Raw genomic sequence first — 18,821 nt, forward strand, 5'->3', positions numbered from 1 at the left:
CATGACTCCACAACAAATTGAACTTGTTAAATCTACTGTACCGGTTTTACGTGAACACGGCGTTACGCTGACTACATACTTTTATAAGCGCATGCTTAATAACAATCCCGAGTTAAAAAATGTTTTTAATTTAGATGACCAAACCAGCTTACGTCAGCCACGTGCTCTTGCAGCTGCTGTGCTTGCTTATGCAGAAAATATTGAGAACCCTACCGTGCTCGCTAAAGCGGTAGAACGCATCACCACTAAACACGTGAGCTTAGATATTCAACCAGCCCAATATGCAATTGTTGGAGACAACTTGCTTCATTCAATTAGTGAAGTACTCAACGTGCCATTCGAATCAGAGCTTATTGAAGCGTGGAAACAAGCATACTTACAGTTGGCTGATATCTTAATTGGTGTTGAAAAACAAAAATATGAACAACTTGAAAGCTTAAAAGGTGGATGGGCTGGCTGGCGTTCATTTGAAATTACTCAAATTGATCCTTTGGAATCTGGCAAACGCTTCACCTTAAAAGCAACTGACCATGAAGACGTACTGACTAGCCCAGCAAATGCCTTTATTTCAGTTAAAGTACAAGTTCCCGAGCAACAACTTGAACAACCGAAAGCTTTTAAATTTACTGAAGCTCAAGAAGATAACTCGTATCAGTTTGAAGTGCAGCCTGAAGAAAATCATACTGAGTTTTCAGTTGCTAATATTCTACTTGAGCATTATAGAGTGGGTGATCAAGTACAGGTTTCAGCCCCTTTAACGCTGTAATGTAAAAACCTCTTGCCTGAAAGTTTTATTATTTAGACTTTCAGGCTAAGATGATCATCCTTTTAATCTCTTCCATTTTTGGTGATCATGCAGCTTAATAAATTTACCGATTATGCATTACGACTCTTAATGTATGTTGCACGCCCAAGTGATGCACCCTACACGATTGCAGAAATCGCGAAAGATTTGCATGTTTCACAAAACCATCTAGTTAAAGTTGTTCACTTCATGGGCAAGCAAGAATGGATCATTACCATTCGTGGAAAAGGCGGAGGAATTCGCTTAAATCCAGATGCACTGAACTCAAATTTAGGCTCAATCGTTCGAATATTACAGGGCGACAATCAAATCGTTGAATGTAATACGCCACCTTGCGTATTACGTAGTCACTGTGGTTTAAAAGGTATTTTAGATCAGGCTTTAGAAAGCTTTTATCAAAGTCTTGACCAATACACACTCGGAGAAGTTTTGCAGCAATCAAAATCTGCTCCTGCCAACTCCCCTATTGCATTTTTACAAATCTAAGCTCTACTGATTTTAATAAGTCGATTTATTGAAAATTAGCAAGAATACCCAAGCTCCTTTATACTAGGCGCGAGCCCTCTCATTTAAAAAGTTATTTTTTATGCGTCGTAGTGAAAAATCGAAAGACACCAAAGCCAGACTCGCACCCAAGCAAAAGATCAACTATGAAAAGAAACCAGATCCAGCGATCACAGCATATGCTGTGCAATCACTCAACTGGTTACGCCAAGCTGAGTTTCTAATGAGTGCACCTAAATTGGCACTTTGTGTTGAAGATAGTGGCTACGAGATCGCTTTTGCAGGACGCTCAAATGCCGGTAAGTCTAGTGCTATCAATGCACTAACCAACAAAAAACAGTTAGCGCGCGCCTCTAAAAAACCTGGCCGTACTCAGATGATTAACTTCTTTAGTCTAGGCAACCCCGATCAACGTTTAGTCGATCTTCCTGGCTATGGCTATGCAGCCGTACCTGAAGATATGAAACGAGTATGGCAAAAAGAATTAGAGAACTATTTAATCCATCGTAAAAGCTTACAAGGCTTAGTATTACTGATGGATATTCGCCATCCTCTACAGCATTTCGACATGATGATGCTAGAGTGGGCTTATTCACGTCATCTCTTTGTTCATATTCTCTTAACGAAAGCTGACAAACTTAATCGTGGCCCTGCAAATAAAGTGCTATTAGAAGTTAAGCAACAACTGAAGAAAATGAAGCTTGATTTCTCGATTCAACTTTTCTCATCACTTAATAAATTAGGTTTAGAAGAGCTAGCAAGTGTTATGGCTGGACGCCTGCATTTTACGCTTGATCAAGAACCAGAATTTGACGTTGACGCGATTCCTGAAGCATCAGATGAGGATGCTGAAGAGTAAATCGTCAAAACAGATACAATTTCTTCATTAAATTTATTTTCAAATTGGCCCCTATTGCTAAACACAAATGTAGGGGCTTTTTTTATACTCGATATAACTTCATCGAGTTAAAAATCAGGACTAAATGATGAAATTGTTATCTTTTTTGAAGAACAAGGCTTTAGGTTCTTCTATTGACTATAAAATTCTTCCACGTAAAGTAAAATTTGACTGGAAAGATACCCCTGTTGACTGGATTCCAAATCAGCCTTTCGCAAGTTATTTTATTAATGAAATTAATAATATCTTGCCTGCTGGAGAATTCTGGTTTTGCCGTTTGTACAATAAAGTTTTACCGCAAATTAAAGACGAAAAACTTAAACAGGATGTGCAAGCATTTATCCGCCAAGAAGCTATGCATGCCAACGCGCATACTTCTGCCAATAAAGAATATTTAAGTGCACGTAATATTGATATCCAGCGAAATCTGGACATTATGAATTATCTATTTACCACTGCCTTAGCAGATAAACCTTTTGACAAAGAAGTTCCTCAATTTCTACAAGGGCAATGGGACCTTTTCCGTTTAGGCGTTATTGCAACTGTTGAGCATATGACCTGTGTATTAGGCAAATATGCACTCTATAATACGCGTTGGGAAGAATTAGGTGCTGACCCTGAAATGGTCGATCTGGTTAAATGGCATGGTTCAGAAGAAATTGAACACCGCACGGTTGCTTTTGATTTATATCGCCATTTGGGTGGTGGATATATTCCACGCTACTATTTAAGTCTTGCAGTGATTGTACTGGTGCTTGGATTATGGGTAGACGGCGCTGCACATATTATGAAACAAGATCCACGTTTTGCTGATGCAACTAAATCCAGATTTTTCCCAGTATGGGTTGCTGTAGAATGGTTTAAGATTAGTCGCAAAGATAATCAGGTTTTACCAAACCCAATCTGGCTTATTGCTCAACAAATTGATTACCTCATGCCTTGGTATGATCCAGTCAAGGAAGGCAGCACTGAAGATGCGGTAAGTTATTTATCTCAATCTCCAGCAGCAAAAAGAGCCGAGTTACAAGCGGCTTAAAAATAAAAAAGCAGGATTTAAAATCCTGCTTTTTTATTTAGGAGATTAGACACTGATATCTTTATCTTTTGTATAACGGTCAACAACCACGCTAATCATCATATCACCCTGCACATTTACCACTGTTCTTACCGTATCCAATAGGCGATCAATCGGAAGTAAAATTGCAATTGCTTCAGCCGGTAAACCTACAGACTGTAAAACCATAATCATGGTAACCATACCTGCACTTGGAATGCCAGGGGCCCCTAGTGATGCAATCATTGCTGTTAAACACACAATAATTTGTTGTGTCAGGTTTAAGTCTAGCCCCACCAAATTTGCGACAAATAATGCAGCTGCTGCTTCATATAGTGCAGTGCCATCCATATTAAGCTGTGTACCTAAAGGAATTACAAAACCAGCTGTTTGCGGACGAACACCTAAGTTTTCCTGTGCGCATTTCATACTAAGTGGCATCGTGGCAGAACTAGAGCTGGTTGCAAATGCTGTAATTAACGCTGTACGTGTTCCTTTGAAAAAAGTCCAAGGACTCATGCGGCCAAAAATCCAAAGTAGTAGCGGCAAAACAACAGCACCATGGAAAATGGTAGTCCCTGTCACTACAACAGCAAACTCAGCCAAACGACTTAGTACCGAAATATCTTCCGTTGCCATTAACTTTGCTAATAAAGCAAAAATACCCAAAGGTGCTAGCTTCATTACCCAGCCGACTAGCATCATCATCATTTCAAAAAATTGATGACTTAATACGCGAATACTTTTAAAACGCTCACCGCCATGGACTAAAGCAACACCAACAAATAGCGCAAACACCACAACCGCTAAAACGTTACCGTCGCTGAATGCTTTAAATGGGTTAATTAATGTATTTTGAATAAAATTAGTGAAAAAACTTGCAGGATTTAAACTATCTGGTGCCTGATAGTTTTGCATAGACGTTTGGAAAATAGAGATATCTATACCACGTCCTACTTCAAATAGATGAGCACAACTTATACCTAAAATTAAAGCTAGTGTGGTTGTAGTCAAACAACATAAAAAGGTAATTTTCCAGACTGGACCTAACTGCCCTCCCGCCTGCAAATTAGATACACCCACAACAATCGAGCTAAAAATCAAAGGCACCAACAACATTTTAAGCAGCCCAATAAAGACACTACTTAATATGCCTAACCCATATAAACTATGTTTTACAAACGCAGTATCGGGATACAACGTTAATATAAAACCAAAGGCTAAGCCTAAAATGGCCGCAATAAGAATTTGTGTATTTAAGTTCATATCAGCATTATTTTTTTCAGTTGGCAATCCTTTTGCAAATATGACATGAGCTTGCTTTTCATACGAGCAATTTTTTGTCACATCGTTTCAATTAAAAATAAAAAAGCCATCTCATGAGATGGCTTTATAAATAAGCTTATTGCGTTTCAATTTCCCGCAAACGAATTAAACCCTCTTGCACGGTACTGCATACAAGTTGGCCATTTTGCCACATACGGCCAAAGTTCAAGCCGCGAGAAGCTGCGCTAACGGTTGCTTCCATATCGTAAAGCATCCATTCATCAGCACGCAGCGGGCGGTGAAAATAGATGGCATGATCAATACTTGCACACTGCAAACTTGGAGAAATATAGCTGAGCCCATGCGGTCTCAAAGCAGTTGTCATTAAGGTAAAGTCTGAATAAAACGCAACAATCGCTTGATGCAGAGCAATATCATCTAATTGTTTTGGAATACGGTCATGTGTGCGGATGTAGTGCGCATTATAAGGAGCTTCAGGTTGAGGCTGAAACGGATTTACCGGATCAATTGGGCGAATTTCTACATGGCGCTCACGCATGAAACTAGCACGAACATTTTCAGGTACGAAATTTAAAATACCTTCTTTGAGCTCATTTTCAGATTTAAGAGTCTCTGGCTCGGGATACTCTGGCTCTTGATGTTGATAGTTCAAGCCTTCTTCGGGGTTAGCAAAAGAAACCATCGCCGAAAATATAACTCGTCCGTGTTGAATGGCACGAACCTGACGGCTTACGAAACTCTTCCCATCACGTAAACGGTCTACTTCATAGATAATTGGGGCATTAATATCGCCACCATATAAAAAATATGCATGCAAAGAATGCGCTGGGCGATCGGTTGTATAAGATGCCGCACGTAAAGCCTGACCCAAAACCTGCCCACCAAAGACACGTTTACCGACAAGATTACGGCTTATGCCACGGTAAATATTTTCTTCTAGCTTTTCTAAAGTAAGAAGATCGACAAGTTCTTGGGTTAACGCATTCATGAGAGATACCTTCATATTTCAGGTAAAAAATCGTATTAAAGTACAGATGTGTAGAATCTATTGTGCCATAAAAAACTATTTGAACATGGAACAATCAGTCAACTTCTGACGAAGATTGCTCATATAACAGCTAAAAATACGATTTTTAACGATAAAATATGCCAAAAGCATTATAATTTATAAGAAAGTAGCATATTGTTTTTTTTAATAAATGCCGCAAAATAATTACCCTCTGCATTTGGTGCTGGGATTTGTCTTTAAGAAGTAGGAGTTCTTATGTCCAAGAGTGGGTTTGGTCAAATGTATCGTCGGCTTTCGAGTAAACTACTTGACCTCGTGGTAACACCACATGTTCTTGGGGAAGTTCCTACTGAACCAGTATCAGAAACAACAGAAACAGAAGCAAAAACTGACCGCCAAAAAGTGGTTTGTTACGTCTTACAAAACCACTCTCGAAGCAATGCTTTAGTGGTTGATGGAGAAACGCGTCGATTAAATTTAAAACCTGCGTTAGACCCACTCATTGTGGGTACTCATCAGGAAAAAGCATCAGTTTTATTTTTACAGCACAATGATGAAAATAATTTACTGAATCCGCCTCCTCATGCTTTTCCACCGCGTTTAATAAAACTGATTGAAGTTTTACAAGAAAACCCTGAACTTGATATAGAGCTTGTTCCGGTTACAGTTTTATGGGGCCGTTCGCCAGATAAAGAAGATTCTTGGTTTAAATTATTATTTTCCGACACATGGGCAACACCAAGCACAGTTAAGCAGCTGGTTAATATTGGTTTGCATGGCCGTCAGTCTTATTTAGAATTTCATGAACCACAATCGCTACGTGAATTGGTTGATTATGCACAGCAGCATTATCCAAATCTTTCACCAGCAACTTATATTGTAAGTACGTTAAATGATTATTTAGACCGTCAGCGTGAAGTCGTGTTAGGCCCCGATTTGTCGGATCGCCGCAATGTCATGCAATCGGTTGTTAAATCTCGTGATGTGCAAGAAGCAATCCGCCGTGAAAGTATTCGCGGAAAAGTGAGCATGCTTGAAGCTGAACGCCGTGCGATTGGCTATGTGAATGAAATCGTATCGGATTATTCGCACTCAGCAGTGCGCTTTGCCGATCTTGCCTTAACACGCCTATGGACCCAGCTTTATGACGGCGTAGAAGTACATAACTTTAGTACGGTTCGTGAACTAGCGAAAGATTATGAAGTTGTCTACACACCTTGCCACCGCAGTCACATTGACTATTTACTATTGTCATATGTGATCTATAAACGTGGCTTAATGGTTCCGTATATTGCTGCGGGCGATAACTTAAACCTACCTTTTGTTGGTCAACTTTTACGTGGAGGCGGTGCATTCTTTATTCGCCGCTCTTTCCGTGGAAATGGTCTCTACACTACTGTATTTAAAGAATATCTATATAGTATTTTGTCACGCAACACGCCTCTTGAATACTTTATTGAAGGTGGACGTTCACGTACTGGACGTTTATTACCGCCTAAAACCGGTATGCTTGCCATGACAGTTCACAGCCATTTACGTGGCCGTGCTAAACCGATCGTTTTCTTACCAACTTATATTGGTTATGAACGACTCATGGAAGGCTCAACTTACGTAGGCGAAATGCAAGGTAAGCCAAAAGAAGCCGAATCTATTTTTGGTATTGTGAAAACCTTACGAAAAATTGAACGTATCTTTGGTAAAGTCCACGTGAACTTTGGTGAACCTGTTTTCCTTGATGATCTGCTTAAGCAACATAATGCAGAAAACGTTTATATCGAGAAAAATGACGACCCAATTCCTCAAGCTGTTTCAGATGCAGTAAATAGCTCTGCACATGCAATTTTAGAAAATATTAACCGAGCTGTGGTGATTAACCCTGTTTCTTTACTTTCTATTATTTTGCTTGCAACTCCAAAGCATACGCTTGATGAAGAAATTTGTATTAAGCAGCTAGAAGCTTATCGTAACTTGGCATCGAACTTCCCATATGACCAACGTATGGAAGTAACACCACTTTCTGGTAAAGAAATTATTGCGTATGGTTTAAAGCTTAAACTCATTAAACGCGTTCAGCATGCGCTTGGCGATATTATTGCGATTGAAGATAATCAAGCTGTTCTTTTGACTTACTTCCGTAATAACATCTTGCACGCTTTTGTTTTACCTTCTCTAGTAGCATCACTTGTTGAGCATAATGGAAAAATCAGTCGTTCAGATTTAACTAATGTCATCTATACGCTCTATCCATTCTTGAAAGCTGAGTTATTCCTTAAATGGAAGAGCAGCGAGCTTAAAGCACAAGTTGAGCAATATGCAGATGCTCTAGTTCAATCCAACCTTATTCAACAAGACGATGAAGGTAACTTGATTAGCTCTGCGCCAAATACAGAAGAGCATAATCAGCTTGTTGTTTTAGCAACGCCAGTTAAGCAAAGTCTTGAGCGTTACTACATGACACTTGCGCTCATTACTCAACGTGGTTCAGGCAATATCTCTGCTAAACAAGTTGAAGAATTAAGTCATTTATTAGGACAACGTTTATCAGTTCTATATGAATTTAATTCGCCAGAGTTCTTCGATAAAGCTTTATTCCAAAGCTTCTTAAAAGTACTTACGCAGCAAAATTACATTCGCACTAACGATCAAGGCCAAATTGAGTTTGATGATAACTTCCGTCAAATGGCTGCTGGCGCACAGTTGGTGCTTGATGAAGTAACCTTGCAAATGTTGCAGCACATCACTACCTTTACTGACGAAGAATTGAAAGATGCTCTTGAAGCAATGGCATCTCAACAAGCTAAACGCCGTTTAAAACGCAAAAAAGCTTAAAGTCTTCAGTCAAAATAAAAGGCAACTTCAGTTGCCTTTTATTTTATTAGCGAATTGGACATTCGAAATAACGTGGATCGTCCATACAACGTAAGCGCTTCATAAGCTGAACGAAATAAGCATCGTAATAACCTGAAAGAACGTACTGATTACGTATTTTGGCAACCATTACGTCATAACTTTGCTTCTCATAAAAAGAGACATCTACCCAATAATAAGCAGGTAAATGATTTTCCCATTGTGTCGCACGATTCGTCAGCAATTGGCTATTCTGAACAAACCATCCTCGAATTTTCCGGCCAAAATTAGCAGGATAAGCTTGCGGCTTAATAATTAAATTGACACCGAAATATGCCAAAGGAAAATTAATGACTTGAGTATCTGGTCCAAATTCTTTTTGTAAGTTATACGGCAATAATCCATACACTGGGGCAGCAATAATATCGATTTTATTTTGCTTAAACTGCGCAATTGCGTTAGATAAATCTACATAAACTGGCTGAGCACCTACACTTCGTACCAATGCTTGTTGTGGTGGATTGTTGGGTAGCACCCCAATACGCTGATTTCTTAATTGAGCGACTCTAGAGAGGTTCTTATTTTTTAGAACCATGTAAGCAGTTCCAATTGGAATCATTCCTATAGCTTCATAATTCTTAGAAACTAATCTTTTCTCGATTGTAGGATGATTTAAAAGCTGCAAAAAGCTTTTGGCCGTACGGTTATTAGGAATAAGCCCTATACCCGCGGTACTTCCCATAAATTGGTTATAACGATAAGTATTGAAATTGGATGCAGCTAAACCTGAACATTTTCCATCATCAAAAGCTTGTATGGCCTGCTGTTCTTTTTGATAGGTAACTACTTTAAATTTGACTTGATATTGCTGGGCATATAGCCGAATGTCATTTAAACGGCGAGTAATATCCCCTTGGGACCCAATGGGATCATAGGCACACCACACCTGATCCTCGGCCCAACTCGCAGCAGCTACTACGCTCAAAATAAGAGCTAAACAAATTTTTTTCACTTTCAACCTTTTTATCTTTATCGGCAATTTCACTGCCTCATCAGGTATTTCTGTTCTTATTTAAAGTTTAATCAAAATTTTATTTAGTGCTATGAACATTTAAACATAATAAATAGTCATTAAAGCAAATTGGATGTTCTAAATGAAAACCCGTTACTGGCAAATGTTTCGCATAAATTCTTTTACCTGAAGTTTGGTTCGATTCTAATGTTAACTCTGGCAATCCCAATTGTTTTTGAAACCACGCTATAACTTCATGCAAAGGTAATGGTTGGTTATTAGTCACAATATAGCTCGCTTGATGAGTTTCATAATCAGCTATAAAAGCCAAAAATCTTGCTAAATCATCAATATGTATCCGATTGCTATAATGTATATTTGGATAGCTTTGATTATTTTCAGCCATTTTTTTTAAACGGGCAATAGAAGTTCCATAAATACCTGTAGGGCGAATAATTACACATTGAGCTGGATAATGTTTCTGCCAAAGGAGTTCCATATTACGTAATATATGGCCTTGCTCATCACTTGGATGAATTTCACTAAAATCATCAATAATCTCTCCTGCATTTTCACCATATACCCGCGTAGAAGAGACAACGATTATTTTTTTCACCGGATGTATTTTTAATGCTTCTCGAATCGGTTCAATACTATCAACATAAGTTTGCTGATAGCCCTCAACCGTACTCTCGTTTGGAGAAAGTAAAATATATACAACATCCACAGGTTCAATTTTACTTAAATCAAGTTTAAAGATATCTTGAACCAGATGTGTTGCGTAACTATCCGTTTTTACACTACGGCTGATTGTGGTAATTTGATGTTCTTTCTCAAATAGTTGTTTAGCAACACGCTGAGATGTTTTACCATAACCGATAAATAATATATGCATAGAAAACTCGTTGAGGGGACATGACTTCAGTCCATCAGTTACAAGGCGTTGGATCGGCTTCAGCAGCCCTACTCGAAAAACTAAATATTTTTACCACAGATGATTTACTGTTTCATCTGCCACGTGATTATGAAGACCGCAGTACGATTATTCCAATGAATCAACTTGTGGTTGGGCGGAGCTATTTACTCGAAGGAGAAGTCAAATCAATTGATTTCCCTCCGGGAAAGCGAAAATCTATGGCAGCCTTGGTGCAAGATGAATTCGGTAAAGTCACCTTACGCTTTTATCATATTTATAAAAACCTGACTGATAAAATAAAACCTGGTCATCGCTTACGTATTTTTGGTGAAGTCCGTGTAGGTGCTCGCGGCCTTGAGATGTATCATCCTGAAATTCAACTCATTCATGAACATACACCTCTACCAAAAACTCAGCTGACAGCAATTTATCCAAGTACCGATGGGTTAACTCAACCCAAATTACGCGAATATGTAAAACAAGCTTTAAAGCATCATAGTGATGCCTTACCAGAGCTACTCCCAAAGCAATATACCAATGGCTATGCGCTTAAAGAGGCTTTGTATTACATTCATGAGCCTCCTGTGGATGCCAACATGCTGCAATTGGCTCAAGGCTCGCACCCTGCACAGCAACGGCTTATTTTTGAAGAGTTGGTTGCGCACCAAATTAGTTTACTTAATCGCCGTGCTTATATTCGACAAATTGCGTCACCTGCATTTTCAAGCAGTAAAGTATTAGCTAAAAAACTATTAGAAGCTTTACCATTTCAAATGACCAATGCACAAAAACGTGTATCTAAAGAAATTTTAAATGACTTAAAACAACACCAACCTATGCTACGTTTAGTACAAGGCGACGTAGGTGCTGGAAAAACCCTTGTTGCCGCTGTAGCTGCTTGCCATGCTTTAGAAGCAGATTGGCAGGTTGCATTAATGGCTCCGACCGAAATTCTTGCAGAACAACATTATTTAAACTTTAAACGTTGGTTTGAACCATTAGGTGTAACCGTGGCATGGCTATCTGGCAAACAAAAAGGTAAAGCCCGTGCCCAAGCAGAACAACAAATTAAAGAAGGCCACGCGGAACTTATTGTCGGTACACATGCCTTATTTCAAGATAATGTTGGCTTCGCTAAATTAGGGCTAGTGATTATTGATGAACAACATCGTTTTGGTGTAGACCAACGTTTAGCTTTACGCAATAAAGGTGCTGAGCAGTTCACTCCACATCAACTCGTGATGACAGCCACGCCTATTCCAAGAACACTGGCAATGAGTGCGTATGGCGATTTAGACACATCCATAATTGATGAGTTGCCACCGGGCCGTACACCTATTCAAACCGTTACGATTCCACTTGATCGTCGCGAGGAAGTACTACAACGAATTGCTTCGAATTGTAGAGATGGGAAACAGGCCTATTGGGTATGCACATTAGTTGAACAGTCTGAGACTTTAGATGCTCAAGCAGCAGAAGCAACTTACCAAGAGATGAAAGAACGTTTTCCTGAACTCAATATTGGTTTGGTGCATGGCAAAATGAAAGCCGATGAAAAGCAAGCCGTCATGCAAGCATTTAAAAATAATGAATTACAGCTTCTTATCGCAACAACAGTGATTGAAGTTGGAGTAGACGTTCCTAACTCTTCCATTATGGTGATTGAAAATGCCGAGCGTTTAGGGCTTTCTCAGCTACACCAATTACGTGGCCGCGTAGGTCGAGGTGCTCAAGCCAGTTTTTGCGTACTTTTATATAAAACGCCTCTCTCTCAAAATGGACAAGAAAGACTTTCTATTTTAAGAGAAAGTAATGATGGCTTTGTGATTGCGGAAAAAGATCTGGAATTACGTGGACCGGGCGAATTACTAGGGACTAAACAAACCGGAGATATGGGATTTAGAGTGGCTCAATTAGAGCGAGATGATCACCTACTGAGTCAGGCTCACTATGTAGCACAGCAAGTTTTAAAAGATTATCCAGAACAGGCAGATGCTCTATTAAAACGTTGGCTTCCTGAGGCGCCTCGCTACGCGTATGTTTAATTTTTTAAACTTTCAACCTCTTATTCAGTTATTTTCACCTTGCTCATTGTGCGAGTTAGGCATACGAGAAAAATCATCGCTCTGTAAAGACTGTTGGGAACAGCTACCTTGGCTTAAACAAACGATTCAACGTAATAATCAATCTGTTCTTGTGGCTTGTAATTATGCTTATCCGGTTAACCGGATTATTCAGCAGTTTAAATATGAACAAAAGTTACATTATCAGATCTTATTAGGTGAAATTTTAAAACAATTAAAATTTCCCAAGGTACAAGCGATCGTACCTATGCCCATTTCCAATCAACGTTTAATCGAGCGTGGTTTCAATCAATCCTTAGTACTCGCCAATATATTAAGCAAACACTTAAAAATACCTGTTTGGCAACCAATTCAACGCTTAAATGAACACTCTCAAAAAGGACTTTCTCGGCTAGAACGCTTTGAAAATATCGAACAACAATTTTTACCTCATCATCAAGAGAAACGACGTTATCGCCGCGTTCTTATTATTGATGACGTGATAACCACAGGAAGCTCTGTTCATGCGCTCAGTCAGGCACTTAAACAATTAGGCTGCACATCCATTCATACGGCGTGCCTAGCAGCGACGCCGAAGAGTTAAGCTATTGCACTGTAGATAAATACTCTTCACACCAAGGAATGACAATTTCTCGGGTCAATGGTGCAAGTTGAGTTTCCGAATCATTTAAATCTATCCACTTCATTTCTGCAATTTCGGCTGCAATTTTAGGTGCTTGGTCGAGCTGAACTAGATATAAATGACTCACCAAAATATGATCTGGCTCATTGGCAGCTGCTGTTTCGAAATGACCAATAAATTGCTCAATCACACAAGAGCTTCCGACTTCTTCTAAAATTTCTCGCTGCATGGTGATCTCTGGTGCCTCATTAGGTTCCAGCTTGCCACCCACTTGCATAAAAGCGTGTGTATTACGCTTTCTTACAAGCAACAACTGATTTTGCTCATTTAAAATCACTGCGGCAGCGACCGTAATTGTTTTCACCTATTTAACCTCGTTTATGGTTGGACATCTGCGTTTGTCCATTTTGGAGCAGGAGCCTGATATTGCTCAAATTGTTGAAGAATATCTTCAATTTTGTCTGATGCGATCAATTTATCAACGAACCGTGCTTGGCTGAATCCATTATCCACCGTTCCTTGAATCATTTTAAGTAAATCTTCATAAAAGCCCGCTACATTTAAGAAAGCACATGGCTTTTGATGAATCCCTAATTGCGCCCACGTCCATTGTTCAAAGATTTCTTCCAATGTACCAGCGCCACCCGGCAAAGCAATAAAGCCATCTGAAAGATCCGCCATCTTGGTTTTACGCTCATGCATATTCTCAACCACATATAATCTGGTTAAGCCCGGATGAGCTAACTCACGATCAACTAAAGCACGAGGGATCACGCCAATGACTTGTCCACCTGCTTGTAAGGCGCTATCGGCCACCACACCCATTAGGCCTGAGCGGCCACCACCATAAACCAAGGTCTTACCTTGTTTTGCAATAGCCTCGCCTGTAGCTTGGGCAATTTTTTGGAAAATTGGGTTTGAACCAAGAGATGAACCACAGAAAATACAAATTGATTTCATAGTGTAAAAAACCGTTTTATTGAACTGTCATGCTGACAAACTAAACTATCGATAGAGTTTTTTTTTGCAAAATAGCGTATTGGCAAGTGTTTTTCGGCAAATCCTTGTCTAAAATACACCCATCCATTTCCATCAGACTGCGTGAGGAAAAAAGACACATGCTTGAAGCCTTTTATGCCACAGAACGCGGAAGTCTGGAAGATGCCACCATCAATGGTGGATTTGATCTACATCCCGAATTAGTCTGGCTTGATCTTATTGCACCCTCGCAAGAAGAGCAACAATGGGTATTAGATGCCTATGACCAAAATTTACCAACACTAAAGTCGCTTGAAGACATTTCATCTTCTGCACGATTTTACCGTGATGATGACGGTATTTTGCACATCAGTACTTATTTTTTAACGAAAAATAAAAATTATCAGGTGGATGGAGACGCTGAAGAGTCATCACATATGCTTGCCATGGTGCAAACCGTAGCTTTCATTTTACATAAAGACCGCCTCTTTACGATGCGCGGAGAAAAACTAGTTGCGTTTCGTGCCTTTCGTGCCCGTGCTCGCCGAAATGACTATGACATGGACTATAAAGATCCAACGTGGATTTTATTAGGCCTTCTTGAAGCAAAACTCGATGAGCTTGCGGATATCTTAGAAGATATCCACAAAGATTTAGAAAAATACTCCACCGAGGTTCTTAATAACCACCAACGTGAAAAAATTCTAGATCTCGATGACATGATTACACGCCTAGCTCAACAAGAAGACATGCTAGGAAAAGCACAGCTTTGTCTCATTGATTTACGACGTGTACTTACTTTCTTATCGCGTCCTCGCGCATTAGGCAGTCATATTTATGATGCAGACATTCGAGAGCTCAGTGAAGATGTACGCTCACTGGTAGAACATGATGCGTTCTTATTCCAAAAAGTACGATTCTTACTTGATACGACGTCTGGATTCATTAACACAGAACAGAATGATACGATTCGTCGATTCTCGATCTTACCAAGTATGTTAGCTCCTCCGATGCTTATTGCCAGTATTTACGGTATGAACACAGACGTATTACCTTTTGCACATGGTACGACCAGTTTCTTCGTTGTTTTGCTGATTATTATGGGTTTCTTTATTGGGCCGATCATTTATTTCCGCTGGAAAAAATGGATCTAAGCTTTGTAATAAAATGCTAATTTCGAGCATAAAAAAGCACCTAAATATAGGTGCTTTTTTACATCAAAAACATCAGATCATTTGCAGATCATCCTGCAAATGACAGGCTTGAATGATCTTCAGCATTTTTTCAGGGACATTTTTAAAATGCAAACCAGTATTTTTGGGAGTCTCTCGTAACCATTGAACTAAAACAGCCAATGCCAAAGTACTACCATGCTCAAGCTCAGTTAAATCCACCACAAGTGGGAAGCTTTGCTGCTTCTTTATGATGGCCAAACCTGCTTGATACTGTTGTTCCGCATTTTCAAAATCAATTTTTCCCGAAACAACCAATTGTTGGTTGAGATACTGAACCACACGTCACCTACTTATTTCTTTTTGTTTTGATTAACAGCTGCGTCTGCATCAGGTTGGAACGTAGCAATTGCTTTATTTAAATCACCGCCATTGCGTTTCACTGTTGCAGCAAACTGATTACGGAACTGTAATCCTAGATCAATACCAGAAACATTGATATTACGGATTTTCCATTGAGTACCTTTGTCAGCCAACTGGAAAGAAACAGGAATTTTTTCACCATTGTGATTAAAGTCCAATGTCACTACAGGGTTTTTACCCGCAGTTGCCTTGTAAGGACGCATGGTATAGCTTTGATTTGTATATTTAGCAAATGCGCTACCGTAATTTTCAATTAATGTATTACGGAAGTTTGTTTCAAACTGAGCACGCTGTGCAGCTGTACTATACTGATTCGTCGCATAAGTACCCATCACAATACGAGTGAACGCTTGTGAATCAACATATGGGTCTAAGTTCTGACGTACAATTGATTTTACTAAAGCAGGATTGTTCTGCAACTTAGCATGATCTGCTTTTAAACGAGCGATCAAGCCATCAGCAACACGCTTGATAAAATCAGGTGGTGCTTCTGAAGGTGCAGCAAAAGCTGTACCTGCAATCATAGTAGACAAAAGACTTGCTGTCAGGGTTTGTTTAAACAACGTATTCACCTGGAACCACTCCTTCAAATAAACTCTTACTCAACAAATGACGGCTGTGCACTGCTGTCGGTACTTGCAGGAGCTTTTTCTTCTGCTGAGGATGAACCAGCGGCAACTTTACCTGCGCCACCACCAGTAATAAATTTACTAATTAAATCTTCTAAATCCATGGTTCCTTGGGTATTTGAAATTGTATCGCCACGTTTAAGATAGTTTAAACCACCACCTGGAACGACTTTCAAATATTTCTCACCCAACAAACCATTGGTTGCAACCATTATATAAGCATCTTCATCAATACTGGTGATGGAGGACATGTTACTGATCAGTTGCTGTTCCATTGCTTTTTGTTGCTCTGGAGAAGCCTGCGTATAATCAGAACTATAACGTAGTTCATCTAAAGCATTTTTTTGAACTTCTTTTAGCTGCTCAGCATTAAAACTTGTCAATTTTCCATCTAAGCCAAAGGTTACTGTAGCCAAACGCGTAACTGGATCAAGGGTAATTGAATCAACACGACCAATTGTGACACCGCTCATCGTTACTTTAGCACGAGGCTTTAAACCATTGACGTTATCAAACTGAGCCTTCATGGTATAACTATCATTTAAGTTAGTACCAACAAGGCCACTAACTTTCATGGCTAAAAAGAACAAGGCAATACCGAAGATAATAACAAAGATACCTACGGCCAGCTCACTACTACGTGATTTCATTAAATCCCTCCGAACATGACCGCAGTCAACACGAAATCAAAACCTAAAACACATAATGAAGAATATACAACTGTTCTCGTCATTGCAGTTGCGATTCCTTCTGGAGTCGGATCACACGCATATCCTTGATATACCGCAATCCATGTACATAACAAAGCAAACACAATACTTTTGATAATGCCATTTACGACATCATGCCCAAATTGCACGTTGTTTTGCATACCGCTCCAGAATGAGCCTTCATCGACGCCAAGAAAATCGACACCTACCATTTTACCGCCCACAATACCAATCGCAGCAAAAATGACAGTTAGCATCGGTAAACTGACCACTCCCGCCCAAAGACGTGGTGATACGATTTGTTTTAATGGGTCAACCCCGATCATTTCCATGCTGGCAAGTTGTTCACTTTGCTTCATTGAACCAATTTCTGCTGTTAATGCAGAACCTGCTCGACCAGCAAATAATAACGCAGCAACCACAGGTGCCAATTCACGCAGCAATGTTAAAGACACCATGGTGCCTAGCATTGATTCACTGCCGACGTTCACTAAAATTGAATATCCTTGTAAACCCAGTACCAAACCAATAAATAGGCCCGACACAGTGATAATTAACAAAGACATCACCCCTACCCGATGCATTTGGTAAATAAATCGTCCAAACCCACCAGATGAAGGAAAAGAAAAAACAATTTGTAAGAGCATTAGTGCCGCAACACCAATCCCTCGAATCCGCTCAATAACGAGTCTACCTAACCAGGCAATCGTATTCATGGACGAACCTCGTTATCTAAATAGGCTTGATGACTAAATTGGTATTCAACAGGTCCTTCTGCCGAACCTGTTAAGAATTGGCGCACAAATGGAGAAGCATATGCCTGTAATTCTTCTGGTGTTCCTTCCCCCTGAATTTTTCCTTCTGCTACAACATAAATGTAGTCAGCAATAGAAAGGGTTTCGGGAACATCATGCGAAACAATAATTGTGGTTAAATCTAAAGCTTCTCGCAATGAACGAATTAAACGTGTCAACACGCCTTTTACAATAGGATCTTGCCCCGCAAACGGTTCATCGTACATGATTAAATCAGGGTCAAGCGCGATCGCACGTGCTAAGGCAACACGACGGTTCATACCACCTGAGAGTTCTGTAGGCATTAATTGTTCAGAGCCACGCAAACCAACTGATTCCAGTTTTAATGCAACCAGTTCAGCAATTAAATTTTCAGGAAGCTTGGTATGTGCTCGAATCGGAAATGCCACATTTTCATAGACCGACATATCCGTAAATAAAGCACCACTCTGAAATAACATTCCCATACGTGCACGGGCTGAAAAAAGTTCCTGACGGGACATTTTTGCAATATCTTTACCGTCGAGCAAAACTTCGCCCTGATCAGGAACTAACTGTCCACCGATCAGACGTAATAATGTTGTTTTACCTGTACCAGAAGGTCCCATAATGGCCGTAATCTGGCCACGACGTATATTTAAACTAATATTGTCATAAATGACGCGTTCCCCTCGATTAAAACTCAAATTTTTCACTTCAATAAGTGGTTGAGTCGAGAGAGGAGTTTTATTATTCATAATGGCAATCGTTCCTGCACTTTTATGCACGCATACTATAACACTGAAAATTGGCAAACTTGTTGTTATTTTGACAAAAGCAAAGGTAACTCAGTTGGTAGAAATAGAAGAGGTATGTTCGTAAAAAGAGGTTAATTCAGAAATTTGAAACTGCTCAATAGAACTTCCAGTTATAAAAGCATAGGCAAAATAAACCCCATTACACAAAACAAGTGCAATAAAAAGATAAGGCAAGCCGTGCTGAACTAATAAGTTCTTCAACTGTGCCATTATTGTTTCTTTTCGTTTACTTTTACTCATTATTTAATAAAAAATTGAACCAATTCACACTTTGTTATTT

The 18,821-nt window shown here is 39.5% G+C and carries 20 protein-coding genes; 8 read left to right on the top strand and 12 right to left on the bottom strand.

Annotated features, from left to right (window positions below; genetic code table 11):
* The first annotated feature begins 1 nt into the window (after position 1).
* The 4 genes from ACTJJH_RS04490 to ACTJJH_RS04505 all read left to right on the top strand — a co-directional run bounded on the left by ACTJJH_RS04490 (position 2) and on the right by ACTJJH_RS04505 (position 3,243).
* On the top strand, positions 2-766 hold the full coding sequence (locus tag ACTJJH_RS04490) for a globin domain-containing protein (protein WP_440600797.1): 765 nt from the start codon (positions 2-4) through the stop codon (positions 764-766).
* Between the two features lie 87 nt (positions 767-853).
* Positions 854-1,291 (top strand): RrF2 family transcriptional regulator, encoded by a 438-nt coding sequence (locus ACTJJH_RS04495; RefSeq protein WP_002116968.1) that lies wholly within the window; start codon positions 854-856, stop codon positions 1,289-1,291.
* Between the two features lie 100 nt (positions 1,292-1,391).
* Positions 1,392-2,168 (top strand): ribosome biogenesis GTP-binding protein YihA/YsxC, encoded by a 777-nt coding sequence (yihA, locus tag ACTJJH_RS04500; RefSeq protein ID WP_320124398.1) that lies wholly within the window; start codon positions 1,392-1,394, stop codon positions 2,166-2,168.
* A 124-nt stretch (positions 2,169-2,292) separates the two neighbouring features.
* Positions 2,293-3,243, top strand: a complete 951-nt coding sequence (locus tag ACTJJH_RS04505; RefSeq protein ID WP_320124397.1) for a metal-dependent hydrolase — start codon at positions 2,293-2,295, stop codon at positions 3,241-3,243.
* 45 nt (positions 3,244-3,288) lie between these two features.
* Here the strand turns inward: ACTJJH_RS04505 and ACTJJH_RS04510 are convergent, their stop codons facing one another.
* Positions 3,289-4,554, bottom strand: a complete 1,266-nt coding sequence (locus ACTJJH_RS04510; RefSeq protein WP_031945274.1) for a dicarboxylate/amino acid:cation symporter — start codon at positions 4,552-4,554, stop codon at positions 3,289-3,291.
* A 109-nt stretch (positions 4,555-4,663) separates the two neighbouring features.
* Positions 4,664-5,536, bottom strand: a complete 873-nt coding sequence (locus tag ACTJJH_RS04515) for an acyl-CoA thioesterase (protein ID WP_440600798.1) — start codon at positions 5,534-5,536, stop codon at positions 4,664-4,666.
* A 276-nt stretch (positions 5,537-5,812) separates the two neighbouring features.
* Between ACTJJH_RS04515 and plsB the strand changes: the two genes are divergently transcribed.
* Positions 5,813-8,386, top strand: coding sequence for a glycerol-3-phosphate 1-O-acyltransferase PlsB (gene plsB, locus ACTJJH_RS04520; RefSeq protein WP_032057361.1), 2,574 nt, complete (start codon positions 5,813-5,815; stop codon positions 8,384-8,386).
* Between the two features lie 46 nt (positions 8,387-8,432).
* Here plsB and ACTJJH_RS04525 read toward each other — a convergent pair whose 3' ends face one another.
* Both ACTJJH_RS04525 and ACTJJH_RS04530 read right to left on the bottom strand, forming a co-directional pair.
* Positions 8,433-9,416 carry a putative solute-binding protein gene (locus ACTJJH_RS04525; protein ID WP_014207757.1) on the bottom strand — a complete coding sequence of 328 codons (984 nt, stop codon included), beginning with the start codon at positions 9,414-9,416 and terminating at the stop codon, positions 8,433-8,435.
* A 79-nt stretch (positions 9,417-9,495) separates the two neighbouring features.
* Positions 9,496-10,311 (bottom strand): NAD-dependent epimerase/dehydratase family protein, encoded by an 816-nt coding sequence (locus ACTJJH_RS04530; RefSeq protein ID WP_440600799.1) that lies wholly within the window; start codon positions 10,309-10,311, stop codon positions 9,496-9,498.
* 20 nt (positions 10,312-10,331) lie between these two features.
* Here ACTJJH_RS04530 and recG point away from each other — a divergent pair, with 20 nt between their 5' ends.
* Both recG and ACTJJH_RS04540 read left to right on the top strand, forming a co-directional pair.
* On the top strand, positions 10,332-12,377 hold the full coding sequence (gene recG / locus ACTJJH_RS04535) for an ATP-dependent DNA helicase RecG (RefSeq protein WP_440600800.1): 2,046 nt from the start codon (positions 10,332-10,334) through the stop codon (positions 12,375-12,377).
* Positions 12,370-12,999, top strand: coding sequence for a ComF family protein (locus tag ACTJJH_RS04540; RefSeq protein WP_440600801.1), 630 nt, complete (start codon positions 12,370-12,372; stop codon positions 12,997-12,999). Before recG ends, ACTJJH_RS04540 begins: the two co-directional genes overlap by 8 nt.
* Before the next feature lies 1 nt (position 13,000).
* On the opposite strand, the gene ACTJJH_RS04545 is transcribed toward ACTJJH_RS04540, so the two are convergent.
* Both ACTJJH_RS04545 and ACTJJH_RS04550 read right to left on the bottom strand, forming a co-directional pair.
* Positions 13,001-13,402, bottom strand: coding sequence for an NUDIX hydrolase (locus ACTJJH_RS04545; RefSeq protein WP_002116701.1), 402 nt, complete (start codon positions 13,400-13,402; stop codon positions 13,001-13,003).
* Between the two features lie 14 nt (positions 13,403-13,416).
* On the bottom strand, positions 13,417-13,998 hold the full coding sequence (locus ACTJJH_RS04550) for a TIGR00730 family Rossman fold protein (protein WP_005067248.1): 582 nt from the start codon (positions 13,996-13,998) through the stop codon (positions 13,417-13,419).
* Between the two features lie 158 nt (positions 13,999-14,156).
* On the opposite strand from ACTJJH_RS04550, the gene ACTJJH_RS04555 reads away from it, so the two are divergent.
* Complete coding sequence (locus ACTJJH_RS04555) at positions 14,157-15,170, top strand: magnesium and cobalt transport protein CorA (RefSeq protein ID WP_002116978.1); 1,014 nt, start codon at positions 14,157-14,159, stop codon at positions 15,168-15,170.
* A 72-nt stretch (positions 15,171-15,242) separates the two neighbouring features.
* Here ACTJJH_RS04555 and ACTJJH_RS04560 read toward each other — a convergent pair whose 3' ends face one another.
* The 6 genes from ACTJJH_RS04560 to ACTJJH_RS04585 all read right to left on the bottom strand — a co-directional run bounded on the left by ACTJJH_RS04560 (position 15,243) and on the right by ACTJJH_RS04585 (position 18,781).
* Positions 15,243-15,530, bottom strand: coding sequence for an STAS domain-containing protein (locus ACTJJH_RS04560; RefSeq protein ID WP_005078357.1), 288 nt, complete (start codon positions 15,528-15,530; stop codon positions 15,243-15,245).
* A gap of 11 nt (positions 15,531-15,541) precedes the next feature.
* Complete coding sequence (locus tag ACTJJH_RS04565; protein ID WP_002116826.1) at positions 15,542-16,183, bottom strand: MlaC/ttg2D family ABC transporter substrate-binding protein; 642 nt, start codon at positions 16,181-16,183, stop codon at positions 15,542-15,544.
* A 26-nt stretch (positions 16,184-16,209) separates the two neighbouring features.
* Positions 16,210-16,890 carry an outer membrane lipid asymmetry maintenance protein MlaD gene (gene mlaD, locus ACTJJH_RS04570; RefSeq protein ID WP_005067241.1) on the bottom strand — a complete coding sequence of 227 codons (681 nt, stop codon included), beginning with the start codon at positions 16,888-16,890 and terminating at the stop codon, positions 16,210-16,212.
* Positions 16,890-17,666 (bottom strand): lipid asymmetry maintenance ABC transporter permease subunit MlaE, encoded by a 777-nt coding sequence (mlaE, locus tag ACTJJH_RS04575; RefSeq protein ID WP_002117010.1) that lies wholly within the window; start codon positions 17,664-17,666, stop codon positions 16,890-16,892. Before mlaE ends, mlaD begins: the two co-directional genes overlap by 1 nt.
* Complete coding sequence (locus ACTJJH_RS04580; protein WP_002116999.1) at positions 17,663-18,481, bottom strand: ABC transporter ATP-binding protein; 819 nt, start codon at positions 18,479-18,481, stop codon at positions 17,663-17,665. Before ACTJJH_RS04580 ends, mlaE begins: the two co-directional genes overlap by 4 nt.
* A 90-nt stretch (positions 18,482-18,571) precedes the next feature.
* On the bottom strand, positions 18,572-18,781 hold the full coding sequence (locus tag ACTJJH_RS04585) for a hypothetical protein (protein WP_005067237.1): 210 nt from the start codon (positions 18,779-18,781) through the stop codon (positions 18,572-18,574).
* Between the last annotated feature and the right edge of the window lie 40 nt (positions 18,782-18,821).

The sequence above is a fragment of the Acinetobacter sp. 22301 genome (genome assembly GCF_052045285.1).
Classification (GTDB): Bacteria; Pseudomonadota; Gammaproteobacteria; order Pseudomonadales; family Moraxellaceae; genus Acinetobacter; species Acinetobacter pittii.